Raw genomic sequence first — 24236 nt, forward strand, 5'->3', positions numbered from 1 at the left:
TTACCAGCAAATGCCTTCGGTGCGGCCGCTGACGCTGGTGGCTGCGGACATGAAGCCCACCAGGTCGACGACTTGCTTGCCGTGCGGTGCGTTATGCGCCAGGGCACGGAACTTCTCATCGCGGTTGCCCAGGATGATCACGTCGGAGTTGTTGATCACGTCATCGAAGTCCGAATTGAGCAGGGACGACACGTGCGGGATCTTTCCTTCGATGTAGTCTTTGTTTGCACCGTGGACACGGGCGTACTCAACGTTGCTGTCGTAGATGCTCAGGTCGTAACCCTTGCCGATCAGCATTTCGGCCAACTCGACCAGCGGGCTTTCGCGCAGGTCATCGGTGCCGGCCTTGAAGCTCAGGCCCAGCAAGGCGATGCGGCGTTTGTCGTGGCTGGAGACGATGTCGAAGGCGTTCTGCACCTGGGACTCGTTGCTGCGCATCAGCGAGTTGAGCAGCGGCGCTTCCACGTCCAGGGAACCTGCGCGGTAAGTCAGGGCGCGCACGTCTTTTGGCAGGCACGAGCCGCCGAACGCGAAGCCTGGGCGCATGTAGTACTGGGACAGGTTGAGGGTCTTGTCCTGGCAGACCACTTCCATCACTTCGCGACCGTCGACGCCGACAGCCTTGGCGATGTTGCCGATCTCGTTGGCGAAGGTGACCTTGGTGGCGTGCCACACGTTGCAGGTGTACTTGATCATTTCGGCGACGGCGATGTCCTTGCGGATGATCGGCGCGTCGAGTTCTTCGTACAGCGACTGCAGGACATCGCCGGAGGCTTTGTCGAATTCGCCGATGACGGTCATCGGTGGCAGGTCGTAGTCGGCGATGGCGGTGGATTCACGCAGGAATTCCGGGTTGACCGCGACACCGAAGTCGACGCCGGCTTTTTTGCCCGAGCAGTCTTCAAGGATCGGGATCACCACGTTGGCCACGGTGCCAGGCAGAACGGTGCTGCGCACGACCACGGTGTGGCGAGTGGCTTTGTCACGCAGGACCAGGCCGATTTCGCGGCACACCGCTTCGATGTAATCCAGTTCCAGGTCGCCGTTTTTCTTGCTTGGCGTGCCGACGCAAATCATCGACAAGTCGGTGTCGCGAATGGCTTCGGCGAAATTGGTCGTGCCGCGCAGCCGGCCGGTTTCGATACCCTGGCTCAACAGTTCGCCCAGACCCGGTTCAACGATTGGCGATTTGCCTGCATTGATCAGGTCAATCTTGTCCTTGGAGATGTCTACGCCAACCACTTCGTGGCCACGGGCAGACAGGCAACCGGCACATACTGCGCCAACGTAACCGAGACCAAATATGCTGATGCGCATCGCATTTACCTCTTCGTCATTCAAGACTGTGTTAATCGTGCCTATTAAGGCCGGAGTTCATGTTTGCAAGCGTCACTGATGCCGCGAAAGTTAGGCGAATAGACGCCGACTTACCGCGTACAGGCATGTTAAATAGTGAGTGACTAACTATTGCACTCAAGTTGTGCGCAACTTGGCCTTGTTATTGGGGCTTGCCCTCAAATGCAGCCAGCCTTCCTGGGAGAAGGGCTTGGCGCCAGTGCCGCAGGACCTTGATAGAGGCGTTTAGCCTTTAACTATCAATGCCTTGGGTTTTATCACTGACCCATTAGGGTAAGCACAGCCTTGGCCTATAGTTCGTGGCAATTGATCCTTATCGCCGCTCTCAACTAATCGGTTGGTAATGTGACCACTGAGTCAAAGTTAATGTGACAACTCTGCTACTTCCGTTGGTCCGCCATGTAAGTCATCTCCTACAGGAACAGAGAATTTCGTTACCGGTGGTATGAGCAGTGCTTTAGGACGAAGTTCCAGGCCGCTCATCCTGTTTCCAGAAATTTCTTGAAATATTAGGAAAGATGGCACTGGTAGTATATTGATAGCACTTGCTATTTGGGCCAGTAGTTATAGGGAGTTGGCGCGAAGGGATAGTTTTGTGCCACTAGTGTTTTAAAAAAACGGTGCCACTACGAAAAAAAACGACAAATGTCGAGTGAAAGAATTTTTAGGGAAGTGTCTGAATATTTTTTGACGCCAAAATAATGACGATTTCAGGTGTGGAATGCAGGCAAAAATGTGGGAGGGGGCTTGCCCCTCCCACATTTGATTTTTTGCGTCGATGAGGTTGGAGCAGGGCTTTATTCCGGTGCGTGATCGCGCAAAAACACCAGGTTGTCAGGCTTCGACTGCTCGGCATTGAAGCGATAGCCCTGCACATCGAACTGCTTGAGCTTGGCCGGGTCGTTGATGCGTTCTTCGATCACGAAGCGGCTCATCATGCCCCGGGCCTTCTTGGCGTAGAAACTGATGATCTTGTACTGGCCGTTCTTGAGGTCCTTGAACTCGGTGTTGATGATCCGCGCGTTCAGGGCGGTGCGCTTGACCGCCGAGAAGTACTCGTTGGAGGCCAGGTTGAGCAGCACGTCATCACCTTGTGCGGCCAGTGCTTCATTGAGCCACTCGCTGATGCGGGTGCCCCAGAAGGCGTACAGGTCCTTGCCACGGGCGTTGGGCAGTTTGGTGCCCATCTCCAGGCGGTACGGCATCATCAGGTCCAGCGGGCGCAGCAGGCCGTACAGGCCGGAGAGCATGCGCAGGTGGTCCTGGGCGTAGGTGAAATCGGCGTCGCTGAAGGTGTCGGCATTCAGGCCGGTGTAGACGTCACCCTTGAACGCCAGCAACGCCTGCTTGGCATTGGCCTGGGTGAAGGCAGGCGTCCAACTGCCGAAGCGGGCAGCGTTGAGGCCGCCGATCTTGTCGGATACGTGCATCAATTCGCTGATTTGCGCCGGGCTCAGTTCGCGCAATTGTTCGATCAACTCCTGGGAGTGGTCGAGGTATTGCGGCTGGGTGAAGCGCGGGGTTACCGGCGTTGACTCGAAATCGAGGGTCTTGGCGGGGGAAATCACCATCAGCATGAAGTCGTCTCCTGTAAACGTGGAGGGATTCTAGGGGGTTGGGCGTTTTGACTCCACCTATGATGGCGATAGGCGCGATCCGCTATGATGGCCGGTGACTCTGGAGAGGGAGACCCTGTGTGCGAATAGCGCTTTTGTTGTCGGCTTGCCTGTTTTGCCTGAATGCCCAGGCGGCACCGGTGGATGTAGCCAGCCTGGACCGTGGCACCTGGCCCGAGAAGCTCAGCAGCCCGGCGCTGTTCGATGTGGCTTCACGCGCCGAAATCCTGATGTTCGCCCACAGCCTACTGGCCAGCGAGCGCCAGGATGAAGCCGCGCTCAAGCAGCGCCTGGGCCTGAAAATCATCAACATGGCCGCCATCGACGACTTGCGCCGCCAACTCTGGCAGCGCCTGCTGGAAAACTACACGTTCGCCCAGCAGAGTTGCGAAGTCGACGCCTCGTTCTGCTATCTGGTAGAGAACATGGACGATCTGCTCGAGCAGGCCGGCAAGTTTGAGGTAAGCGAAGACTCCTTCTATATAGGCTGGGCCAATCCCAGCCATGTGTTCCATGAGCGCTACCTGGACGAGTTGTTGCGCAAGGCTGCGCTGTTCCCACAGATCAGCAGCGAGGTCGCACTGTTCGGCGACCATGAGCGCAATGGCAACGAATTCAACGACCGCCTGTTCCTGCTGACCTTCGACGGCGGCCCGGCCCCGGTCAGTGGCAATACCGACTGGCTCACCGATTACCTGCGCAAACAGAAAATGAATGCGACCTTCTTCGCCCTTGGCAGCAGCCTGCAAACCCGTGTGGAACGTAGTTCGGTCGCCGATGTAGAGGCGCTCTATCAAGGTCAGTGCGTTGGTACCCAGGGATGGCAGTACCGTTCGCACAGTCATTGGGTGGACTGGCAGAGTTCCATCACCCGCAGCGCATCGCTGGCCCAAAACCTGATGCCGGAAAACTACGTGCCGCTGTTCCGGCCGCCCTATGGCCAGCGTCGCGCAGACAGCCAGGGCTTCTTTCAAGCCCAAGGCTTGCAGGTGGCGTTGTGGGACATCGATTCCCAGGACGAACCGGGCAAGCTCAAGGCCGATGAGTCGGCGCAGCGGGTGCTGACGCTGATGTTGTTGTGGCGCAAAGGGGTCATCGTGTTTCACGACACCCAGGACAAGGCGCGGGTGGCTTTGCCGATCTTGTTGCAGGCAACGGCGCAGAGTGGTTTGGGGTGGCAGGACTGCCGGGAGGCTTTTCGCTGAAATGCCCGGTCCTGTTGGGGATGAGGCATTTGTGGGGTGATTTTGTGCGACATTTCGATGCAGGCGGACTTCCGACTTTAACGGGGACCATGGTGCTCGGCTAGTGCTATTCGTCATCCTGAAAAATAAACTTCAAAAAAACGTCAAAGTGCTTTTTTCTGTCATGGGTTTTGCGGTATTACGAAGTCAGATCGCCGAAACCTGCAGCACAGGTGGCGTCTTCCAAGACTCCTCATGTGGGCACTGCGCTTGACGTCACTCAGGTGCAGTCGGTGGTCGAATCGAGGCGCAGCACCGCCCAGGTATTGCGTCGACTGGCTCCCACAAAGGTGACCGAGTATGGATGATCATGGACGTAACCCTTCTTCCGACCAGCCAATCCTTTATGTGCTTGATACCAACGTATTGATCCACGATCCAAACGCACTGCTTAACTTCGAAGAACACCACGTCGCCATTCCGATGATCGTGCTTGAGGAGCTCGACAAACTCAAAAGCGGGCACCACAGCGTGGCTGCCGAGTGCCGCCAGGCCATCCGCTTGATCGACAAGACATTGGGCGAAGCCTCGCCGGAAGACGTCGAGGTCGGCGTCCCGATCCAGCGCGGTAAAAGCGGGCCCAAAGGCTTGCTGTCGATCCTGATGAGCAAGCGCAGCGAGCCCAACAGCCTGCTGCCGGAAAACCTGAACGACAACAAAATCATCAACCAATTGATCGACCTGCACGCACGCGACAAGGACCTGCGCCTGGTGCTGGTGACCAAAGACATCAATATGCGCCTCAAGGCACGAGCGTGTGGGATCGCTGCCGAGGACTACAGTACCGACCAACTGGTCGACGATGTGTCGATGCTCTCCCGCGGTTATCACACCGTAACCGGCTCGTTCTGGGACCTTGTCAGCAAGGTCGAAACCCGTCAGGACCATGGCCGCACCTGGCACCAGGTGCAGCTGATCGACAACCTGCCGGCCGTGCATATCAATGAATTCATCATCGACGAACAAGGCTTCGTGGGTTGGATCAAAGAGATCCAGGTCGACAAGCTGTTGATCCTCGACCTGCATCAGGAACCCCTGTTGCACCAGGAAGCCTGGGGCCTGAAACCGCGTGATATCTACCAGAGCCTGGCGCTGTATGCGCTGCTCGACCCGGACATCCACCTGGTCAACCTGACCGGCGCCGCAGGCTCCGGGAAAACCATCCTCGCCCTGGCTGCCGCTATCGAGCAGACCATGGTGACCAAGCGCTATCGCCGCATCATCGCCACCCGCAGCGTGCAGGGCCTGGACCAGGAAATCGGTTTCCTGCCCGGCACCGAAGCGGAAAAAATGGAGCCGTGGCTGGGGGCGATCACCGACAACCTCGAAGCCTTGCACATGGATGACGAAAACACCCATGGCAGCGTCGACTATATCCTCAGCAAAGTGCCGTTGCAGTTCAAATCCCTCAACTACATCCGAGGTCGCAGCTTCCAGCAAAGCCTGATTTTGATCGATGAATGCCAGAACCTCACGCCGCACCAGATGAAAACCATCATCACCCGTGCCGGCGCCGGTTCCAAAGTGGTGTGCCTGGGCAACCTGGCACAGATCGACACCCCTTACCTGTCCGCGACCAGCTCCGGGCTGACTTACCTGACGGAACGCTTCAAAGACTTCCCCAACGGCGTGCACATCGCGCTGCAAGGGGTGCCTCGTTCGATTCTGGCCGAATACGCCGAATCTCACTTGTAAATACGGTCAGTGTGGGAGGGCACTTGCCCCTCCCACATTTTGATCGGCGATAGGTTTACAATCGGTGCTCCTGATCAGGAGTATCCCTGTGCTGACTCATCTCGATTCCCAAGGTCGCGCCCACATGGTCGACGTCACCGACAAGTCCGTGACGTTCCGTGAGGCGGTGGCCGAAGCGCGCGTGCGCATGTTGCCCGAGACCCTGAAAATGATTGTCGACGGCGCCCACCCCAAGGGCGACGTGTTTGCCGTGGCCCGCATTGCCGGGATCCAGGCCGCGAAAAAAACCAGTGACTTGATTCCCCTCTGCCACCCGCTGATGTTGACCGGCGTCAAGGTCGAACTGAGCGCCGACGGCGCAGACTCGGTGCATATCGTGGCGCGCTGCAAGCTCTCCGGCCAGACCGGCGTGGAAATGGAGGCGTTGACCGCTGCCAGCGTCGCCGCGCTGACCCTCTACGACATGTGCAAGGCTGTAGACCGTGGCATGACCATCGAAAGTATTCGCCTGCTGGAAAAACTCGGCGGTAAAAGCGGGCACTTCAAGGCGGACCAGGCATGAGCATCAACGTATTGTTTTTTGCGCGTTACGCAGAGGCTGTGGGCCTTGATTCGCTGGAGATGGAGGGCGAGTTCGCCACCGTCGATGCTGTGCGCCTCGCGCTGGCCAGTGACCCGGAGTTTGCAGTGCTCAACGAGACCAGCCTGATGTGCGCGCGCAACGAAGAGTTGTGCGGCCTCGATGAGCCGGTGCAGGCGGGCGACGAAGTGGCGTTCTTCCCCCCCGTGACTGGAGGCTGACCATGGCCATTCGTGTGCAAGCCCAGGCGTTTGATCCGGGCGTCGAGGTGAATGCCATGCACGCGGCCAATGTCGGCGTGGGCGCGGTGGTGAGCTTTGTCGGCTATGTGCGCGACTTCAATGACGGCCGCGACGTGTCGGGGATGTTCCTGGAGCACTACCCCGGCATGACCGAAAAGGCGTTGGCCAAGATCGCCGTGGAGGCCGAGCAGCGTTGGCCGCTGCTCAAGTTGGAAGTGCTGCACCGCATCGGCGCGCTGGAGCCGGGTGAGCCGATTGTGTTCGTTGCCGCCGCCAGTGCCCATCGCCAGGCCGCGTTTGATGCCTGTGCGTTTGTGATGGACTACCTGAAGACTCGGGCGCCGTTCTGGAAGAAGGAAAACACACCTGAGGGCGCGCGCTGGGTAGAGGGGCGCCACAGCGATCACGCAGCGGCGGATCGCTGGAAATAACCAGCCGAACACCTATCTCAACATCAGCTGAAATCAAATGTGGGAGGGGGCTTGCCCCCGATAACTGTGGCACATTCAACATCTCTGTTGACTGGTACACTGCTATCGGGGGCAAGCCCCCTCCCACATTTTTTATCGCATTTCAGCTTACGGGCGTTTGCGCTCTACGGCCCGCAATAAATGTGTCGGAGGAGTTTCGCAGCTGATCTTGCGACCCAGCAGCGTCTCGATTGACGGCAACTGATACGAGTCATCCTCCCCGGCAAAGCTGATCGACACACCCGCCGCCCCGGCCCGCCCTGTACGGCCAATGCGGTGCACGTAGTCGTCCGGCACTTCCGGCAGGGTGAAGTTGATCACGTGGCTGATGCCGTCGATGTGAATGCCGCGACCCGCTACGTCGGTGGCCACCAGCACACGAATCTTGCCTTCGCGGAAACCTTCCAGGGTCTTGATGCGCTTGTGTTGCGGCACATCGCCGGACAGCTGCGCGGCGTTCACACCATCACGCACCAGGCGCTCCTCGATACGCCGCACTTCGTCCTTGCGGTTGGCGAACACCATCACGCGCTCCCAACCGTTGTCGTTGACCAGGTTGTAGAGCAGCTTGTACTTGTCGGCACCGGCCACGGCGTAGATATGTTGCTCGACGTTCTCGCTGGCGACGTTGAGCGCTTCGATCTCGACGATGGACGGGTCGGTGGTCCACTGCTTGGCGAGGTTCATCACGTCTTCGGTGAAGGTCGCGGAGAACAGCAGGGTCTGGCGCTCGGCCTTCGGTGGGGTCTGGCGAATGATCTGGCGCACTTGCGGGATAAAGCCCATGTCGAGCATGCGATCGGCTTCGTCCAGCACCATCACTTCGACCATATCCAAGTGCACGTCGCCGCGCTGGTTGAAGTCCAGCAGGCGGCCCGGCGTGGCCACCAGAATGTCGCAGTGACGGGCTTCAAGGTGCTTGAGCTGCTTGTCGAAGTCCATGCCGCCGACGAACGTCATGACGTTGAGGCCGGTGTACTTGGTGAGGTCGGCGGCGTCCTTGGCGATCTGCACCACCAGCTCGCGGGTCGGGGCGATGATCAGTGCGCGCGGCTCACCCATGTAGCGTTCTTTCGGCGGTGGCGTCTGCAGCAGCTGGGTGATGATCGAGATCAGGAAGGCGGCGGTCTTGCCGGTACCGGTCTGGGCGCGACCGATGGCGTCTTTGCCGGCGAGGGTAAAGCCCAGCACCTGCGCCTGGATCGGCGTGCAGTACGGGAAACCCAGGTCTTGGATGGCGTGCATCAGTTCCGGGGCCAGTTTGAAGTCGTGGAAGCGGGTCTTGCCTTCCTGGGGCTCGACGACGAAGTCTTCGAGTTTCCATGGGATCACGGCCGGTTTTGGTGCACGTTCACGGCGTGGCTTGGGCGCGACTGGCGCGGGAGCGGCCTCAACCGGCTCTGCCTGTTCAGGCGGCTTCACGGTCGGCTTCTTCGGCGGGGTGACAGGTGCGGTCCGACCTGGCTGCTGACCGTCATTGCGGCTGCCGGGCGTGGGGGTTGGAGCACTGGAATCAGGCGCGAGCGGCTCAGCCTCGCTTTTGCCGAACATCTTCTTAAGTGCTTTGAGCACGGTGATCTCATTAATTGGTTAAGGAATGTACGCCGGCCAGTGTAATGCAAGAATCGGGCGCGGCGTAGTGCGTCTGTCATACGGCTACATAAACGCCGGGTTTCAGCCCAGGCGCGCGGTCAGCCAGGCGCCGATATCGTGTATCTCCTGGGGTAACACTTCGTGGCCCATTGGGTATTCCTGCCATGTCACGGTGACACCACGGATCTTCAGGTGCTCATACGCCGTGCGACCCATGGCGTTCTGTACCACTTCATCGTACTGGCCGTGCAGACACAGCGTTGGAATGCGCTGCTGGCTGGCAGATAACTCCAGCTCATTATCGAAGGTGGGCGCGTAGGTGGAGAGGGCAATGACGCCACCCAGGGGGCCTTCCCAATTAAGAAACGCCGTGTGGAATACCACCGCACCGCCTTGGGAAAAGCCTGCGAGAAAAATCCGCGAAGCGTCTATTCCGGTTCTCTTCTGTGCCTCGATCAAATCCGTGACCATTTTGGCCGACACTTCCAGCTCTTCCAGGCTGATCGACCGCGCCGGGCTCATGGCCTTGATGTCGTACCAACTGGGCATCTCGTAGCCGCCATTGATTGTCACCGGGCGGGTCGGTGCCTGGGGCAAAACGAAGCGGGTGGTCAGCAAGCTTTCCTGCAACGCTTCGGCCACCGGCAGGAAGTCGTAGCGATCGGCACCCAGGCCATGCAACCAGATTACGCAGGCGTCTGCGGGCTTGGCGGGCTGAAGAATCAAGGGTTCGGTCATGTCTGCTCCATTAATGTGCGTGCGCTCCGATTGGGTGCGTCGGAACGGTGCGCGATGGGTTGATCTGTTAAGAAGATGTCGCACGGTTGAATCTTTTTCTATTGACCGTGGGCTGAATCGACTCAGCCGGCACTCTGGTACGGGCCTTGCTATGTGTTGAACGATGTCAGCGCTATCTCAGGACGGTAACACTATCAGTGACTGCCGCTTGTGGGATAGCAACTGGATTGATCGCAACAACCTCATGCCGCTTGACCCCAAAAAAGCCAACACGGGTCGATATCGCCTCATAAGGGTGCGCTGAGGTTCGAGCTCCGACACAACAAGAGCAACTGGAGGTTTGAATGAAGGTATTGAAATCCACCCTGGCCATCGTTTCCGCGGCGGCTGTACTGGGTGTCAGTGGTTTCGCCCAAGCTGGCGCCACGCTGGACGCCGTGCAGAAGAAAGGCTTTGTGCAATGTGGCGTGAGTGACGGCCTGCCGGGTTTCTCGGTACCGGATGCCAGCGGCAAGATCCTGGGGATCGACGCTGATGTTTGCCGCGCTGTGGCGGCTGCCGTTTTCGGCGACGCGACCAAGGTCAAATTCAGCCAGTTGAACGCCAAGGAGCGTTTCACCGCGCTTCAATCCGGCGAAGTCGACATTCTGTCCCGTAACACCACCATGACCAGCTCCCGCGATGCCGGCATGGGCCTGAAATTCCCAGGCTTCATCACTTACTACGACGGCATTGGCTTTCTGGTAAACAACAAGCTGGGCGTGAAAAGTGCCAAGGAACTGGACGGTGCAACCATCTGCATCCAGGCCGGTACCACCACTGAGCTGAACGTTTCCGACTACTTCCGTGGCAACAACCTGAAGTACACCCCGATCACCTTCGACACCTCCGATGAAAGCGCCAAGTCGCTGGAATCCGGTCGTTGCGACGTACTGACTTCCGACAAGTCCCAATTGTTCGCCCAGCGCAGCAAGCTGGCCGCGCCGAAAGACTACGTGGTTCTGCCGGAAACCATTTCCAAGGAACCTCTGGGCCCGGTCGTGCGTAACGGCGACGACGAGTGGCTGGCCATCGTGCGCTGGGTTGGCTACGCCATGCTCAACGCTGAAGAGGCCGGTATCACCTCGAAAAACGTTGAGGCTGAAGCCAAATCCACCAAGAACCCGGACGTTGCACGTCTGCTCGGTGCTGACGGTGAATACGGCAAAGACCTGAAAGTGAAGAAAGATTGGGTCGTACAGATCGTCAAGCAAGTCGGTAACTACGGTGAAGTGTTCGAGCGCAACCTGGGCAAGAGCACCCCGCTGGAAATCGACCGTGGCCTGAACGCGCTGTGGAACAACGGCGGCATTCAATACGCACCACCTGTGCGCTGATCGCTGATGGTTCTGTCACCCGGTGGGCCAACCGCCGGGTGATGTTCTGTTCCATTATTTCCGGGGCACTTCATGCAAAATCAAATCGGCGCACCAAAGCAGAAGCTCAGCTTCAGCGATCCCAAAGTGCGTGCGTGGCTCTTCCAGATCATCACGATTGTGGCGGTGGTCTCGCTGGGCTGGTACCTCTTCAATAACACCCAGACCAACCTGCAACACCGAGGCATTACCTCGGGTTTCGACTTCCTTGAGCGCAGTGCCGGCTTCGGTATCGCGCAGCACCTGATCGACTACACCGAATCGGACAGTTATGCCCGGGTGTTTGTGATCGGTTTGCTCAACACCTTGCTGGTGACCTTTATCGGCGTGATCCTGGCGACACTGCTCGGGTTCGTGATCGGCGTGGCGCGGCTGTCGCCGAACTGGATGATCAACAAACTGGCGACGGTGTATGTGGAGGTCTTCCGCAACATTCCGCCGCTGCTGCAAATCCTGTTCTGGTACTTCGCGGTGTTCCTGACCATGCCGGGGCCGCGTAACAGCCACAACTTCGGCGATACCTTCTTTGTCAGCAGCCGTGGCCTGAACATGCCGGCAGCGCTTGCCGCTGACGGTTTCTGGCCGTTTGTGGCCAGCATCGTCGTCGCCATCGTGGCAATCGTGCTGATGGCGCGTTGGGCCAACAAACGCTTCGAAGCAACCGGCGTACCCTTCCACAAATTCTGGGCGGGCCTGGCGCTGTTCATCCTGATCCCGGCGCTGTGCGCCTTGATCTTCGGTGCACCGCTGCACTGGGAAATGCCCAAGCTGCAAGGTTTCAACTTTGTCGGCGGCTGGGTACTCATCCCGGAACTGCTGGCACTGACCCTGGCGCTGACTGTCTACACGGCAGCATTTATTGCCGAGATCGTGCGGTCGGGCATCAAGTCCGTCAGCCACGGCCAGACCGAAGCCGCGCGCTCCCTGGGCCTGCGCCCTGGGCCGACGCTGCGCAAGGTCATCATCCCGCAGGCTCTGCGGGTGATCATTCCGCCGCTGACCAGCCAATACCTGAACCTGGCGAAGAACTCCTCGCTGGCGGCCGGTATCGGTTACCCGGAGATGGTTTCGCTGTTTGCCGGCACGGTACTCAACCAGACCGGCCAGGCCATCGAAGTCATTGCCATCACCATGAGCGTGTACCTGGCGATCAGCATCAGCATTTCCCTGCTGATGAACTGGTACAACAAGCGCATTGCGCTGATCGAGCGGTGAGGAAACGCCCATGAGTACGCATACTTTCAAACCTGATATGCCGCCGCCGAACAAAGTGTTCGGGCCGATGGCATGGATGCGCGCCAACCTGTTCTCCAGCTGGCTCAACACGCTGCTGACATTACTGGCGTTCTACCTGATCTACCTGGTGGTGCCGCCGATCCTGAGCTGGGCGATCATCGACGCCAACTGGGTCGGCACCACGCGCGCCGATTGCACGAAGGAGGGCGCCTGCTGGGTGTTTATCCAACAGCGCTTCGGGCAGTTCATGTACGGCTACTACCCCGGCGACCTGCGCTGGCGCGTAGACCTGACCGTGTGGCTGGCCATCGTCGGCGTGGCGCCGTTGTTCGTCTCGCGCTTTCAACGCAAGGCGATCTACGGGCTGAGCTTTTTGGTGCTGTACCCGATCATCGCCTTCTTCCTGCTGCACGGTGGGATCTTCGGCCTGGCCAACGTGGCGACCAGCCAATGGGGCGGCCTGATGCTGACCCTGGTGATCGCCACCGTTGGCATCGCCGGCGCCTTGCCACTGGGCATTATGCTGGCGTTGGGGCGGCGCTCGAATATGCCGGCGATTCGTGTGGTCTGCGTGACCTTCATCGAATTCTGGCGCGGCGTGCCGTTGATCACCGTGTTGTTCATGTCGTCGGTGATGCTGCCGCTGTTCCTGCCGGAAGGCATGGGCATCGACAAGCTGCTGCGCGCACTGATTGGCGTGATCCTGTTCCAGTCGGCCTACGTGGCCGAGGTGGTACGCGGGGGCTTGCAGGCGATTCCCAAAGGGCAGTACGAAGCGGCCGCAGCAATGGGCTTGGGTTACTGGCGCAGCATGGGCCTGGTGATTCTGCCGCAGGCCCTGAAGATGGTCATTCCCGGCATCGTCAACACGTTTATCGCGCTGTTCAAGGACACGAGCCTGGTGATCATCATCGGCCTGTTCGACCTGCTCAACAGCGTCAAGCAAGCCGCCGCCGACCCGAAATGGTTGGGCATGGCCACTGAAGGCTACGTGTTCGCCGCCTTGGTGTTCTGGATTTTCTGTTTTGGTATGTCGCGCTATTCCATTCATTTGGAACACAAGCTCGACACAGGCCACAAGCGTTAGGAGTTGTTGTTATGAGCGAAGCGATCAAACAGCCTGTGAGCCCTGAAGGCATTATCCAGATGCAGGGCGTCAACAAGTGGTACGGCCAGTTCCACGTGTTGAAAGACATCAACCTCAACGTCAAGCAGGGCGAGCGTATCGTGCTGTGTGGCCCGTCGGGTTCGGGCAAATCCACCACCATCCGCTGCCTCAACCGTCTGGAAGAGCACCAGCAGGGCCGCATCGTGGTCGATGGTGTGGAACTGACCAACGACCTCAAGCAGATCGAAGCGATCCGCCGTGAAGTCGGCATGGTGTTCCAGCACTTCAACCTGTTCCCACACCTGACCATCCTGCAGAACTGCACGCTGGCGCCGATGTGGGTGCGCAAGATGCCCAAGCGCAAGGCCGAAGAAATTGCCATGCATTACCTGGAGCGCGTGCGCATCCCGGAGCAGGCCCACAAGTTTCCGGGGCAACTGTCCGGTGGCCAGCAGCAGCGTGTGGCGATTGCCCGCGCCTTGTGCATGAAGCCGAAAATCATGCTGTTCGACGAGCCGACCTCGGCACTCGACCCGGAAATGGTCAAAGAGGTATTGGACACCATGATCGGCCTGGCCGAAGACGGCATGACCATGTTGTGCGTGACCCACGAAATGGGCTTTGCCCGCACCGTGGCCAACCGCGTGATCTTCATGGACAAGGGCGAGATCGTGGAACAGGCGGCACCGAATGACTTCTTCGACAACCCGCAGAATGACCGGACCAAGTTGTTCTTGAGCCAGATTTTGCATTGATCGATGCTTGAAACGATAAACCCGGCCTGGTGCCTAATGCCAGTCAGTTAAGGGTGAGCACCGTACCTGTGGCGAGGGAGCTTGCTCCCGCTGGACTGCGCAGCAGTCCCATTTTTGGGGCCGCTTCGCGACCCAGCGGGAGCAAGCTCCCTCGCCACGGGTTACTTTTCGCTCATGCTGCTTCTTAACTGACTGGCATTAGGCCTGGTGCCGGGTTTATTTTTTGGGGTTAGGACACCTTGAGTGCTTGTGCTTCGTCGTTCACGGTGTAGGTGAAGGCGCCACGCAAATCAGCGCCTTCTGCCAGGATTTTCGCATCCGCAAGCAAATGTGGGTGACGATCCAAAAGCCGCATCAGCAGCACCAACGGTTTAGGGGCAAGCAACTCGCCACGTTCGTAGCGAGAGAATGCGTTGTGGCCGCCACCGGACAGTAATTCCACGGCTTCCTTTTGGGTAAGGTGCAGTTTGCGACGGGTACGTTTCATTTCGGTGCCGATCATTTTTCGGGCGGCGAGTGTCAGTGCATCTTTTGCTGCATCGTAGCGGTCGGTACTGTCGTTGTCTGGGTCCCAGAAACCATCACCGCATACTTTGCACTCCCACCCTGAAAGTTCGTCGACCCGGCGGTCCATACCTTTAATGCTGATGGTTTCGCTGCGGCCCTCGAAATAGGTCAATCCTCTGGGAGCGCCACAAATGTAGCAATCTTTTACCTTCATACGTTTTTCTCCTTGAAGGAGATCACCGGAGGGGCACCGTCTAAGGAGTAAGTGACCTTGATGTAAATCTCCCGATCTTTCACTTGCGTGTGGTACACGTCCTGCCACATTCGATGATTGCCGTAGGCAGTCATCGACTTGTACAACATCCTGTTTTGTAACTCGTAAATCACGATCTGCATTCCCTCGATACTAAAGCCGAGTTTCTCGCCGGACTCCTTTGCTGTCCTCGTGAACGCCCTGCTGCCAAGCCGCCTCACATCCGCCTTTATCACCGCCAAATCGTAATGAGGTGTGTACTTTTCCATAAGACACCTGAGTCCATAATTACCCTCAAAGGGTAATTTTACCAATCGAAAATACTGCTCCTTTACCCACCCAAGAACCCTAGTGCGTTGCCTTTGTAGGCAACTCCGAATAGCCTGTAGGAAAATTCATCCTATGATTGGACGAAAGCGCTGAACCCATGACAGACATCGCCCCGCTGATCAAACGCTCCCTGGTCGACCAGGCCCTTGAGCAGTTACGCCTGCGCATCACTGAAGGCCGATGGGCCATCGGTGAACGCCTGCCCACCGAGCCGGAGCTGTCCGCTGAGTTGGGTATCAGCCGCAACACCGTGCGCGAGGCCATGCGCGTGTTGGCGTTTTCCGGCTTGATCGAGATCCGCCAGGGCGACGGCAGTTATTTGCGTTCCATGACCGACCCGCTGGGCGCCATGCGCGCGTTATCCCACTGCACCCTGGAGCAAGCGCAGGAGACGCGGCAGATTCTCGAAGTAGAGGCCGTCGGGCTTGCGGCGTTGCGCCGTACCGAGGATGACCTCAATGCGTTGCGCGAGGCGCTCGAGACCAGCGGCGAGCTTTATCACGGTCATCTGGAGGCCTACATCAGTGCTGACCTGGTGTTTCACAAACACTTGGTAGACGCGGCGCACAACCCCGCGTTGAGCGAGCTGTACCAGTATTTCTCCCGCATCGTCGCTGCCCAGTTGCGCCAGACTCTGAACATTTCACCGCGTCGCCAGGCCGTATTCGACCTGCACATTGCCCTGCTCGACGCCGTGGAAAACCAAGACCCGGAACGCGCCAAATCCCTCTGCCGGCAGTTGATCAATGAACCTTGAAGCCAAGCGCACACCTGAACTCGACGAACTCTTGATCGACGCCGAAGCGGACGATGAGGTTGTCCAGCACAGCCAGCCGTTGGTGCGCCGCCCATGGTTGTTGCTGCTCGGCCTGATCCTGGTGGCGCTGAACCTGCGCCCGGCGCTGTCGAGCCTGGCGCCGCTGCTGGCTGATGTCTCACAGAGCCTGGGGTTGTCAGCGGCCAAAGCCGGCTTGCTGACGACCTTGCCGGTGCTGTGCCTGGGCTTGTTCGCGCCGCTGGCGCCCGTCCTGGCCCGGCGCTTTGGCGCTGAGCGCGTGGTGCTGGGGATCTTGTTGACGTTGGCTGCCGGGATCATCCTGCGCAGTTCGGTCGGTGAAGTCGGGCTGTTTGCCGGCAGCCTGCTCGCCGGTGCAAGCATCGGCGTCATCGGCGTGTTGCTGCCGGGTATCGTCAAGCGCGATTTCCCCAAGAAGGCGGGCGCCATGATGGGCGTCTACACCATGGCGTTGTGCCTGGGCGCTGCGTTGGCCGCCGGTGCCACGGTGCCGCTGAGCAAGGCCTTCGGCGACAGCTGGAACATCGGCCTTGGCTTTTGGGCGCTGCCGGCCCTGGTGGCGATGCTGTTCTGGTTGCCGCAAGTCGGGCAAAAGCACGGTGCCCATCACGTCGCTTACCGCGTGAAGGGGTTGCTGCGTGACCCGCTGGCCTGGCAGGTGACCTTGTACATGGGCCTGCAATCATCCTTGTCGTACATCGTGTTTGGCTGGTTGCCGTCGATCCTGATCGGCCGCGGCTTGAGTGCCACTGAAGCCGGGTTGGCGCTATCGGGCTCCATCATCGTGCAATTGTTCAGCTCCCTGGCCGCACCGTGGCTGGCCACCCGAGGCAAGGACCAGCGCCTGGCAATTGTGGTGGTCATGCTGCTGACCCTCGGCGGGCTGTTCGGTTGCCTGTACGCACCCCTCGACGGCTTGTGGGGCTGGGCGATTTTGCTCGGCCTGGGTCAGGGCGGCACCTTCAGCCTGGCGCTGACCTTGATCGTGCTGCGTTCGCGCGACGCTCATGTGGCCGCCAACCTGTCGAGCATGGCCCAGGGCTTTGGCTACACACTGGCGTCCCTTGGGCCGTTTGCAGTCGGGCTGGTCCATGACTGGACCGGTGGCTGGAACGCAGTGGGCTGGATCTTTGCGGTGCTCGGCCTGGGGGCGATTATTGCGGGTCTGGGAGCGGGGCGAGCGCGGTACGTCGCCGTCAGCAGCGAAAGCGTTTGAAGCCTGGCGTGGAAGAGGTGCATCACAGGTACACCACTTCCAGCGTCGCCGAACCATCCAGGGGTGTCTCCTCGCTGAGGTCAAGATTTTGCCGGGCGTTGAGGGTGGCTTCCAGTTTGACCGTGGTGCTCAGATTCTGCATCGATGAAGGCCCGGCCGTGCTGCCCTCCAGGTCGGTAAATCCCAGGTAGCTCCTGGAACCGATATCGATGGGATTGCTGTTGGAGGTGCGCCAGGCCAAGCCGCCGGTGGTGGACTCGGTCCCGTAGACCACCGGCAAACCATCGGCGGCGGTCTGTTTGGGGTCGAAGCTCAATGAATACACCCCAAGCTTGTTGCCGCTTCTATCCAGCCCCAGCCCATAGAAAATCTCGCTGTTTACGTGGGCAGTGCCGTCGCGGTTGTCACGCATGCGCAACGCGTAGCGTGTCGCGTTGTTGCAACCGACGGTCAGGCTCAGGTACCGCAGCGGCAGGCGTGTGCCTTTCGTCAGGTTGAGGTCATTACGTGAGATCTTGCCGAAGTCCACCAGCCCACCGCCGACAAACACCGGCGTGCAGGCCGTGGGCGTGATCAAGCCACTCACGCTCAGGTCGATGATGGAGGCGGCCTGTGCGGTGAGGCTGGTGCAGAGCACGGCCAGGGCGCTCAGGGGGATCAGAATCGCGTTCACTATGATGCTCCTACACAATGAGATGATTTCGGCGGTGTCACCCGCCTTACAGGTACTTCATGGACAGGGTCACGGAACCGTCGATGGGCACTTCATTTTCCAGGGACAGCGTGTTTGTCGGAGCGATGGTCGGCGCGATATTCAGCTCTGCATTGAGCACCTGTACCGGCGTTGGGACCAAGGTGCCGATAGCGGCGAATGACGTGAGGAAGTCGGGCGACAGGAGGGCGCTCGGAGCCCAGGTAAAGGGATCAGTCTGGCCGATCGGCCGCAGGGCGATGCCATCGGCAACCAGCGCTTGGAGGCGCAATACCATGTAACCGAGTTTCTGCTGGTCGTTGACCAGCCCCAGGCCGAATTTAAACGGTTTATCACTATCGTAGTTGGAGCCCAGGCGATTATCCCGAGGCTCCAGGGCCAGCAGGGTCAACGCCTCACAGGTGATCGCCATTTGTAGGCTGTAGGTGGGTAACGGTGTGGTCTGGTCGGCATTCAGGTCCCGCGCGGCGATTTTTCCCAAGTCATGCATGCCGCCATTGGACAGGCTGGGTTCACAGGCGCTGGGGGTGATCAGACTGTAGACACTCAAGTCCGTGGTGGACGCAGCCTGGGCCGGCAGAAGACTGCCCAGCCATGCCAATGCGATCAAAGGGGTTAACACTGTTCTGTTCATCGGTGAGTCTCTAGAGATAGATGATTTCCAAGGTGGCCGAACCGTCGAGCACTACATCGGTGCTCAGGTCCAGGGTGTTGGTCGGGGCGATGACCGCCTCCACGGTCACCCGACTCGACAGGTGTTGAATGGCGACCGGGCCCGCCTGGCTGCCGCCGATCGGGCTGAAACCCAGGTAACTGTTGGCACCTACCGGCAAGGGGCTGGCGTTGCTGAGGCTCCAGGCCACGCCAGCGGTGGTGGAGTCGGTGCGATACAGGCGCGGGAAACTGTCGGCTGAGGCGTCGGTGGGGTCGAAGACCAATGAGTACAGGCCGATGCGGTTGGCGCTCTGGTCCAGGCCCAGGCCGTAGTAAATCTCGCTGTTGACCGTGGCGCTGCCGTCGCGATTGTCTTGCATGCGCAAGGCGAACCGCGTCGGGGCATCGCAACCCAGGTTCAGCATCAGTGACTTGGACGGCAGGCGCGTCGATTGCCCGCTGTTCAAGTCGTTGCGTGAAATCCGGCCAAAGTCCACCATCCCCCCGCCTGACAGGCTCAGTTCACAGGCGGTCGGGGCGAAGGTGGCGCGCAATTGCAATTCGCGGCTGGCGGCCCCGGCCGACGCTTCGAACACCCCGGAGGTTTCCCAGACGAGCGCCTCGCGGACCCGCAGTGCCGGTTCCTCGGCCCAGGCACTGATGTCCAGTTGCACGGAGAAGGTCTTACCCTGCACCGGCGCACCTGCGCGCACCGGCACCACACCCACGGTAGGGCGCCAAGCCAACTGTGCGGCGATTTCGCCGGGCGGCTGGCCCTGACCGGCGATCACGCCCAGCTCCACCGCTTGCCCGTCCAACACGCCGTTGCGCAGTCGCAAGGCATATTCGCCGTGCTCGGCAAAACGAAAGCGTTCCGCCCCGTTGCTCACGGCGTTGTAGAACAGGCTCATGTCCGTGACGTGATCGCAGGCGAGGGTCAGGCTCAGGTGTTGCTCCCCCACCGGGTATTGCGTTGCCGGGGTGCTTTGCACGCTTCGATTGAACTGGCCGAAATCCACGGACGACTGGCTCAGGCTCAACCGGCATTCATCGCCCAGCGCCGGCGTGCCGAGGGCTACCCCGGCCAGCCATACAAGCCCGGCCAGCGGGCGACACAAACGGGAAATCACAGGCATTGCTCCTCAAGGGGTACGGCACTGGGCCGCAGCGGTTTCGTAGTACGACTGGGTGTCAGGCTTGGCCTGCAATTGGTAGTGCACTTCGCACGGTGGCTGCCCTGGCGCCTTGACCCACAGTGACGGTTGCTCCAGCGCGTTGGTCAGGAATACCTGGCCACCGTCCTGGACCAGGGTGATGAACTCACCGTCGGCACTGCTGACGGAGGCGCCCCTGGGCAGTGGTTTGCCGTCCACGGTGGTGACGCAGAGCAGGGCGCGGCGTGTCAGGCTGACGCCGAAGTCGACGCGGTCGACGGCACCGCGTCCGGCCGTGATCTGTGCCAGACCGTTGTTGATGTCGGCATTGCGCGGCAGGGTGCGGGTTTCAACTTCCACGGCGGTGCGGCTATAGGCCGACACCTGCGGCACGACGGCCTGGCCTTGCCAGTCGGTCCACACCGGGCCGCTGGGGGTGTTGACCTTGATCCCGGAAATGTCCGCCACCGACAGCACGGCAAACGTGTCGCGCACCGGGTACGGTGACAATGTCACACCGTCGCCATGCATCACTACCGCACCGCGGGCGCTGCCTTGATAGCTGTCGCGCTCGGCGTCATCGCGGCTGTAGTTCAGGTCCAGCTGGGTATAGCGCGGCAGCGCCGAAACCCCGAGGCTCGATTGCAGTTGCCGGTCACGGGAGTCGCGCTCGACGCCGGCGCGGTAGCTCAGTTGATCATTGAGCTGCTCGTTGAGCCCGACACCGATGCGGTGTTCGCCACCGGAGTTGCGCAGCCAGGTGCGGGCGCGACGGTTTTCGCCCAGGGGAATACTCAGGTTCAGGTAGAGGCTGTCGTCGCGACCCTGGCTGCCGCTGACTTGCCATTCGGCGCTGGCCGACACCGAGACATTGCCGACCCGCGTGCCCCAGGTGGCCAGCGCACGGCTGCTGTTGCGTCCGTCGAACAAGGTCGAGCGCGAGTAGCCGGTGCTGAAGGCGCCCATCCAGGGGTGGGACCAGGCCACGCCGGCGCTTTGCTGGTCGCGATAACGCTGATTGCGCTCGTCGGCGTAGCGCTCGGCGATGCTTTCTTGTAACTCGCGATAGCCCTCGGTGCGCTGGGATGTGCCGAGGTAGAACGACCAGCGATCGTTCAGCTGTTGCGACAGCAATAGATCGGTTTGTATGCCTCGTCGTTGTGTGTGGCGGCGCGCGTCGGTAGCGGTCAATGAGGCCTGCACGTCGGTGTTGGTCCACAGTTGGGTACCCAGGCTGATGCCGGCGGCCTGATAGCTGTCGGCGAGCAAGCTGCCACCGGCCAGGTTCACGCCCGGCAGCACGCCGCCGCTCCAGCCGGCGCTGACCACCCAGGGCTCGGCGCTTTGGTCGTGGCTGATATCGCGCACCCGGCCCGCCGCTACGGAATACCCGGGCGCGGGCAGGCCCACGCCGAGCATGGCCGCCGGCACAGTGAAACGGCGCTCGCTGCCGTCTATCTCCTTGACGGTGACTTCGACGTCCGAACGGCTGTCCAGGCGCCTGACATCACTGAGGGAAAACGGCCCGGCCGGCACCACCGTGGAGTGGATCAGCGCACCGTTCTGCCGCACCTCCACCTGGGCCTGGCTGTAGGCGATGCCGTCAATGGTCGAGCCCTGGTTTTCTTCTTGCAGGGCCTGCTCGGTGAGTACCTGCACGCCAGTGATCTGCGCGCCCGCCAGCACCGGGTTGTAGAGGTTGATCTGGCCGGCTTGCAGGACCAGTTGCTGCTGGGCAAAGGTGCGCTGGGCGTAGGCCTCCAGGTGGGTGGTGCGCGAGTCGTCGTCCTGCCAGGTTTGTACTTGGCGGCTGCGCACGATCCAGTCACCGGCGTTGAAGCCGACTTCGGTATTGGCCGAGCCGTAGCGACTGGTTTGATCGCCGTAGTGACTGTACAGCCCGGTCAGGTCGTAGTTGATCAAGCCGGCGAAGCCACCGGTTTCATAGCCTGAAAAATCCCGCACCACGGGGCGCAAGGCATCGGTGGGTACGATCAGCGAGAGGCCGAGGTTGGCGGTGTCCTGTTCGATCTGGGTGGTGGGCCAGCGCGTCATGAAATCATGGCAGCGCAGTGTTTCGTCGCTGTCGGGCACTGTGCCGAGCAGGTTGGCTTTATCCAGCAGCGACTGGTCGAAGCACAGTTCGCCGTCCGCGGTGAAGTGGGCGTTTACCCGTCCTTTCGGGCGGCCGTTGACACTTAACGTGACGGGATGACTGCCGCCGCCGAAACGCGGGGCCTGGACCAACAGCATGGCCAGTCCCGGGTCGATACCTCGTTGTTGCAGTGTGGTGGCGTCGAAGGTAGCTGCCGCTGGCTGGGCCACGGCCTCTGCCAGCCACAGGACGCCGGCCAGCGGGATGACGGACCGGGTTGCCGGGTGGATCAGGCCACGGCGCAGGGCGCGCGGCCGAATGACGGGCAAGGCTTCGCCGTCATGGCAAATCATGACTGTGTTCACAGAACTCACTCGGGTGTGGGCGCTGGTGGCCCAGGTTAGTGCTTGAGGAGGCTAAGGCCGGGCAGGTGTCAGGGGCGCGTCATAGGCGCTGACCGCGAAGCCGTACACGGTGGCGGGTTGAAACCGTACGGTGGTGGCGCCCGCGGCGTTTGCCTGGATCGGAATGTTTTCCCCAGGCAGCACATAGGCTCGCGGCAGCAGTGCCCTGTTGTCGCCGGGCAACAGTTGCAGCTCCTGAGCCAGGCGCACGACGTAGGGTGTGTCGTTGTGCACCCACAGTTGCTCACCTTGCAGCGACCATTTCAGGTCGGTCCAGGGTGTGCGGTTGGTGGCCAGGCCTTTGGGGTGCAGGATCACCGGCAAATTCTGGCGCACCGTGACACCTACACGTGCATGCCCGGCCTTGGCGGGTTTACGGTTGGCAGGTATGCCTTCAAACACCACCCGTTTCAGGCGTTGGGTGGTCAACGGTTGTTTGGTTTGCAGGATAAACCGCACCAGTTGACTCTTGCCGGGCTCCACCCTGGTCAGGGGCGGGGTCACGAACAGCAAGGGTTCAATGTCCTGGGGAATGTCCTCGAGGGTGACGTGCAGCAGGGCCAGGTCGGGGTCGGTGTTGGTGACGGCTACCGAGGTTTCACCGGCCTCCTCGTGCACGATCACCACCGAGGTGTCCGGCACCATGCCGTCAGCGGCAGCCGGCAGCGTCTGGAAACAGGCCAGCAGCGTGCAACCTGCGGCGCTTAAGCGACGCAGAGTAGTGAATAAAGGGGTCATGCAGACGTTCTCCAAATAGTCAGTAGCACGGATTACAGGTAACGCAACTCCAGGGTGATCAAGCCGTCCAGGGGCACTTCTTCCTTCAATGTCAGGTTGTTGGCCGGACTGATCGAGGTGTCCACTCGCAGATTGACCACCAGGTTCCTGAGGGGCACGGGTATCAGGCTGCCCGGTACGGCGAAGGCCATGAATCTGTTCGGGTAGGCGTTGGGCTCCACGTGCCAGGTAGCGCCTTGGTCGGATGAGGTCAAGGTTTGCATCGGTTGTGCGTCGGCCACAGGGCCGCGCAGCGACAGGGCCACCGAGCCCAGCCGCTCGGTGGGTGCCTGGTGGTTCATGCCCAGCCCGTAGAAAAAATCAGGTGCCAGGGACGAGTCGGCTTGATTGTCGACGCCCACGAGGGCGAACAGCACCGCTGCGTTGCAACTCACGCCCAGCGCCATGGGGAAACTCGGCAACACGGTGAACTCATCGAGGTTGAGTCGGCGTGCCGGAATCTTGCCGTGGTCCACCATGCCATCGTCCGACAGCGACACCAGACAGGCGTTGGGGGTAATCAGGCCTTCAACCTGCAGATCGACGCCCGAGGCGGCAAAGGTCAACGGCACACCCACGAGCAAAAACGCGAGTACCAGCGAGCGGAGAAGCATATTCATGACGATCAGTTACCTGGCGTGATTCGGGCTGGGCGGTCGAGGGGTTACAGGTAGCGCACGGTCAGTGTGGCGGAGCCGTCGATCGGGATTTCCGTGCCGCCGGGCAGGGCGTCACTGCGATTGATGATGGTGTAGACGGTCAGCATCGCGGACAGGTTTTGCACCGGGATGGGGGCGGCAAAGGTGGTCAGGCTGGGAGCGATCATGTAATTGGCAACCCATGCATCGTTGATGTCTTGCCAGAACCAACGGTCGCCATCCAGGGAGTAGACGAAGTCAGCGGGGACGGTATCGGCTACGGCCTTGGCGATGGTCAGGTTGAAGTAACCCAGTTTCTGGCTGCCGTTGACCAGGCCAATGCCGTAGCCGCCGTGGATGCCTGAGTCGGCACGGTTGTCAGTGGTTTGCAGAGCCATCAGGGTCTGGGCGTCGCATGCCACGGCCAGGTCGATGGTTTGTGCCTTCAGGTTGGTCGGGGTGGTCGGGTTGAGGTCCTTGAAAGCGATCTTGCCGTGGTCGATGGTGCCGGCGTTGGACAGCGTGGGGGTGCAGGCCGAGGGCACGATCAGCCCCTTGACGGTCAGGTCGACGGTAGACGCGGCAGCTGCCCATGGGCTGGCGATAGCCAGCAGAACAGTAGCGAGGACGCGGGGGGACAGGTTCATTTCAG

Annotated in this window: 24 protein-coding genes; 11 read left to right on the forward strand and 13 right to left on the reverse strand. The window is 60.3% G+C overall.

What is annotated here, in order from left to right; genetic code table 11:
- On the reverse strand, positions 1 to 1317 hold the full coding sequence (locus tag QCBJ_RS22290) for a nucleotide sugar dehydrogenase (RefSeq protein WP_012722336.1): 1317 nt from the start codon (positions 1315 to 1317) through the stop codon (positions 1 to 3).
- An 836-nt stretch (positions 1318 to 2153) separates the two neighbouring features.
- On the reverse strand, positions 2154 to 2933 hold the full coding sequence (yaaA, locus tag QCBJ_RS22295; protein WP_012722337.1) for a peroxide stress protein YaaA: 780 nt from the start codon (positions 2931 to 2933) through the stop codon (positions 2154 to 2156).
- 119 nt (positions 2934 to 3052) lie between these two features.
- Here yaaA and QCBJ_RS22300 point away from each other — a divergent pair, with 119 nt between their 5' ends.
- The 5 genes from QCBJ_RS22300 to moaE all read left to right on the forward strand — a co-directional run bounded on the left by QCBJ_RS22300 (position 3053) and on the right by moaE (position 7164).
- Complete coding sequence (locus QCBJ_RS22300; RefSeq protein ID WP_102061608.1) at positions 3053 to 4177, forward strand: polysaccharide deacetylase family protein; 1125 nt, start codon at positions 3053 to 3055, stop codon at positions 4175 to 4177.
- Positions 4178 to 4516: 339 nt separating this feature from the next.
- Positions 4517 to 5911 carry a PhoH family protein gene (locus tag QCBJ_RS22305; protein WP_012722339.1) on the forward strand — a complete coding sequence of 465 codons (1395 nt, stop codon included), beginning with the start codon at positions 4517 to 4519 and terminating at the stop codon, positions 5909 to 5911.
- An 88-nt stretch (positions 5912 to 5999) separates the two neighbouring features.
- Positions 6000 to 6473 carry a cyclic pyranopterin monophosphate synthase MoaC gene (moaC, locus tag QCBJ_RS22310; RefSeq protein WP_046034357.1) on the forward strand — a complete coding sequence of 158 codons (474 nt, stop codon included), beginning with the start codon at positions 6000 to 6002 and terminating at the stop codon, positions 6471 to 6473.
- The gene (gene moaD / locus QCBJ_RS22315) at positions 6470 to 6712 is read left to right on the forward strand and encodes a molybdopterin converting factor subunit 1 (protein ID WP_012722341.1); all 243 of its coding nucleotides are present in this window, start codon (positions 6470 to 6472) and stop codon (positions 6710 to 6712) included. Before moaC ends, moaD begins: the two co-directional genes overlap by 4 nt.
- Positions 6713 to 6714: 2 nt before the next feature.
- Positions 6715 to 7164, forward strand: coding sequence for a molybdopterin synthase catalytic subunit MoaE (moaE, locus tag QCBJ_RS22320; RefSeq protein WP_012722342.1), 450 nt, complete (start codon positions 6715 to 6717; stop codon positions 7162 to 7164).
- 147 nt (positions 7165 to 7311) lie between these two features.
- On the opposite strand, the gene rhlB is transcribed toward moaE, so the two are convergent.
- Both rhlB and QCBJ_RS22330 read right to left on the reverse strand, forming a co-directional pair.
- Entirely contained in the window at positions 7312 to 8781 is a 1470-nt protein-coding gene (gene rhlB, locus QCBJ_RS22325; protein WP_163825655.1) for an ATP-dependent RNA helicase RhlB, read from the reverse strand.
- Positions 8782 to 8877: 96 nt separating this feature from the next.
- Positions 8878 to 9534, reverse strand: coding sequence for an alpha/beta hydrolase (locus QCBJ_RS22330; protein ID WP_102061610.1), 657 nt, complete (start codon positions 9532 to 9534; stop codon positions 8878 to 8880).
- A 344-nt stretch (positions 9535 to 9878) separates the two neighbouring features.
- Between QCBJ_RS22330 and QCBJ_RS22335 the strand changes: the two genes are divergently transcribed.
- The 4 genes from QCBJ_RS22335 to QCBJ_RS22350 all read left to right on the forward strand — a co-directional run bounded on the left by QCBJ_RS22335 (position 9879) and on the right by QCBJ_RS22350 (position 14048).
- Positions 9879 to 10910 carry an amino acid ABC transporter substrate-binding protein gene (locus tag QCBJ_RS22335; RefSeq protein WP_010212954.1) on the forward strand — a complete coding sequence of 344 codons (1032 nt, stop codon included), beginning with the start codon at positions 9879 to 9881 and terminating at the stop codon, positions 10908 to 10910.
- A 72-nt stretch (positions 10911 to 10982) separates the two neighbouring features.
- Positions 10983 to 12164, forward strand: a complete 1182-nt coding sequence (locus QCBJ_RS22340; protein WP_046034359.1) for an amino acid ABC transporter permease — start codon at positions 10983 to 10985, stop codon at positions 12162 to 12164.
- Between the two features lie 10 nt (positions 12165 to 12174).
- Positions 12175 to 13272, forward strand: coding sequence for an amino acid ABC transporter permease (locus QCBJ_RS22345; RefSeq protein ID WP_012722346.1), 1098 nt, complete (start codon positions 12175 to 12177; stop codon positions 13270 to 13272).
- An 11-nt stretch (positions 13273 to 13283) separates the two neighbouring features.
- Complete coding sequence (locus QCBJ_RS22350) at positions 13284 to 14048, forward strand: amino acid ABC transporter ATP-binding protein (RefSeq protein ID WP_003171943.1); 765 nt, start codon at positions 13284 to 13286, stop codon at positions 14046 to 14048.
- Between the two features lie 229 nt (positions 14049 to 14277).
- Here the strand turns inward: QCBJ_RS22350 and QCBJ_RS22355 are convergent, their stop codons facing one another.
- Together QCBJ_RS22355 and QCBJ_RS22360 are read right to left on the reverse strand one after the other, a co-directional pair.
- A complete protein-coding gene (locus tag QCBJ_RS22355) occupies positions 14278 to 14769 on the reverse strand; it encodes a type II toxin-antitoxin system MqsA family antitoxin (RefSeq protein ID WP_012722347.1) in 492 nt (163 codons plus the stop codon).
- Positions 14766 to 15077 carry a type II toxin-antitoxin system MqsR family toxin gene (locus tag QCBJ_RS22360; protein WP_012722348.1) on the reverse strand — a complete coding sequence of 104 codons (312 nt, stop codon included), beginning with the start codon at positions 15075 to 15077 and terminating at the stop codon, positions 14766 to 14768. The genes QCBJ_RS22355 and QCBJ_RS22360 overlap by 4 nt, the downstream gene beginning before the upstream one ends.
- Before the next feature lie 158 nt (positions 15078 to 15235).
- On the opposite strand from QCBJ_RS22360, the gene QCBJ_RS22365 reads away from it, so the two are divergent.
- Positions 15236 to 15895 carry a FadR/GntR family transcriptional regulator gene (locus QCBJ_RS22365; protein WP_102061611.1) on the forward strand — a complete coding sequence of 220 codons (660 nt, stop codon included), beginning with the start codon at positions 15236 to 15238 and terminating at the stop codon, positions 15893 to 15895.
- A complete protein-coding gene (locus QCBJ_RS22370; protein WP_102061612.1) occupies positions 15885 to 17150 on the forward strand; it encodes a CynX/NimT family MFS transporter in 1266 nt (421 codons plus the stop codon). Before QCBJ_RS22365 ends, QCBJ_RS22370 begins: the two co-directional genes overlap by 11 nt.
- A 22-nt stretch (positions 17151 to 17172) precedes the next feature.
- Here QCBJ_RS22370 and QCBJ_RS22375 read toward each other — a convergent pair whose 3' ends face one another.
- Genes QCBJ_RS22375 through QCBJ_RS22405 form a run of 7 tightly spaced genes read right to left on the reverse strand, consistent with a single transcriptional unit; the run spans position 17173 to position 24231 of the window.
- On the reverse strand, positions 17173 to 17823 hold the full coding sequence (locus QCBJ_RS22375; RefSeq protein WP_371916684.1) for a DUF1120 domain-containing protein: 651 nt from the start codon (positions 17821 to 17823) through the stop codon (positions 17173 to 17175).
- 46 nt (positions 17824 to 17869) lie between these two features.
- Positions 17870 to 18484, reverse strand: coding sequence for a DUF1120 domain-containing protein (locus QCBJ_RS22380; protein ID WP_371916685.1), 615 nt, complete (start codon positions 18482 to 18484; stop codon positions 17870 to 17872).
- Between the two features lie 22 nt (positions 18485 to 18506).
- Positions 18507 to 19652 (reverse strand): DUF1120 domain-containing protein, encoded by a 1146-nt coding sequence (locus QCBJ_RS22385; RefSeq protein ID WP_102061614.1) that lies wholly within the window; start codon positions 19650 to 19652, stop codon positions 18507 to 18509.
- 6 nt (positions 19653 to 19658) lie between these two features.
- Entirely contained in the window at positions 19659 to 22130 is a 2472-nt protein-coding gene (locus QCBJ_RS22390) for a fimbria/pilus outer membrane usher protein (protein ID WP_371916686.1), read from the reverse strand.
- Positions 22131 to 22181: 51 nt separating this feature from the next.
- A complete protein-coding gene (locus QCBJ_RS22395) occupies positions 22182 to 22907 on the reverse strand; it encodes a fimbria/pilus chaperone family protein (RefSeq protein WP_043204818.1) in 726 nt (241 codons plus the stop codon).
- Positions 22908 to 22939: 32 nt separating this feature from the next.
- Entirely contained in the window at positions 22940 to 23566 is a 627-nt protein-coding gene (locus QCBJ_RS22400) for a DUF1120 domain-containing protein (protein WP_012722355.1), read from the reverse strand.
- A gap of 44 nt (positions 23567 to 23610) precedes the next feature.
- A complete protein-coding gene (locus QCBJ_RS22405; protein WP_102061616.1) occupies positions 23611 to 24231 on the reverse strand; it encodes a DUF1120 domain-containing protein in 621 nt (206 codons plus the stop codon).
- Positions 24232 to 24236: the final 5 nt, after the last annotated feature.

This window comes from Pseudomonas sp. QC2 (genome assembly GCF_002859085.1).
GTDB lineage: Bacteria > Pseudomonadota > Gammaproteobacteria > Pseudomonadales > Pseudomonadaceae > Aquipseudomonas > Aquipseudomonas petroselini.

Coding starts and splice junctions, on each gene's coding strand:
- moaD (WP_012722341.1), top strand. CDS start 6,470: ATGAGCATCAACGTATTGTTTTTTGCGCGTTACGCAGAGGCTGTGGGC.
- QCBJ_RS22305 (WP_012722339.1), top strand. CDS start 4,517: ATGGATGATCATGGACGTAACCCTTCTTCCGACCAGCCAATCCTTTAT.
- QCBJ_RS22360 (WP_012722348.1), bottom strand. CDS start 15,077: ATGGAAAAGTACACACCTCATTACGATTTGGCGGTGATAAAGGCGGAT.
- QCBJ_RS22335 (WP_010212954.1), top strand. CDS start 9,879: ATGAAGGTATTGAAATCCACCCTGGCCATCGTTTCCGCGGCGGCTGTA.
- moaE (WP_012722342.1), top strand. CDS start 6,715: ATGGCCATTCGTGTGCAAGCCCAGGCGTTTGATCCGGGCGTCGAGGTG.
- QCBJ_RS22400 (WP_012722355.1), bottom strand. CDS start 23,566: ATGAATATGCTTCTCCGCTCGCTGGTACTCGCGTTTTTGCTCGTGGGT.
- QCBJ_RS22290 (WP_012722336.1), bottom strand. CDS start 1,317: ATGCGCATCAGCATATTTGGTCTCGGTTACGTTGGCGCAGTATGTGCC.
- QCBJ_RS22365 (WP_102061611.1), top strand. CDS start 15,236: ATGACAGACATCGCCCCGCTGATCAAACGCTCCCTGGTCGACCAGGCC.
- QCBJ_RS22395 (WP_043204818.1), bottom strand. CDS start 22,907: ATGACCCCTTTATTCACTACTCTGCGTCGCTTAAGCGCCGCAGGTTGC.
- QCBJ_RS22345 (WP_012722346.1), top strand. CDS start 12,175: ATGAGTACGCATACTTTCAAACCTGATATGCCGCCGCCGAACAAAGTG.
- QCBJ_RS22370 (WP_102061612.1), top strand. CDS start 15,885: ATGAACCTTGAAGCCAAGCGCACACCTGAACTCGACGAACTCTTGATC.
- QCBJ_RS22355 (WP_012722347.1), bottom strand. CDS start 14,769: ATGAAGGTAAAAGATTGCTACATTTGTGGCGCTCCCAGAGGATTGACC.
- QCBJ_RS22405 (WP_102061616.1), bottom strand. CDS start 24,231: ATGAACCTGTCCCCCCGCGTCCTCGCTACTGTTCTGCTGGCTATCGCC.
- QCBJ_RS22350 (WP_003171943.1), top strand. CDS start 13,284: ATGAGCGAAGCGATCAAACAGCCTGTGAGCCCTGAAGGCATTATCCAG.
- QCBJ_RS22340 (WP_046034359.1), top strand. CDS start 10,983: ATGCAAAATCAAATCGGCGCACCAAAGCAGAAGCTCAGCTTCAGCGAT.
- QCBJ_RS22385 (WP_102061614.1), bottom strand. CDS start 19,652: ATGCCTGTGATTTCCCGTTTGTGTCGCCCGCTGGCCGGGCTTGTATGG.
- yaaA (WP_012722337.1), bottom strand. CDS start 2,933: ATGCTGATGGTGATTTCCCCCGCCAAGACCCTCGATTTCGAGTCAACG.
- QCBJ_RS22330 (WP_102061610.1), bottom strand. CDS start 9,534: ATGACCGAACCCTTGATTCTTCAGCCCGCCAAGCCCGCAGACGCCTGC.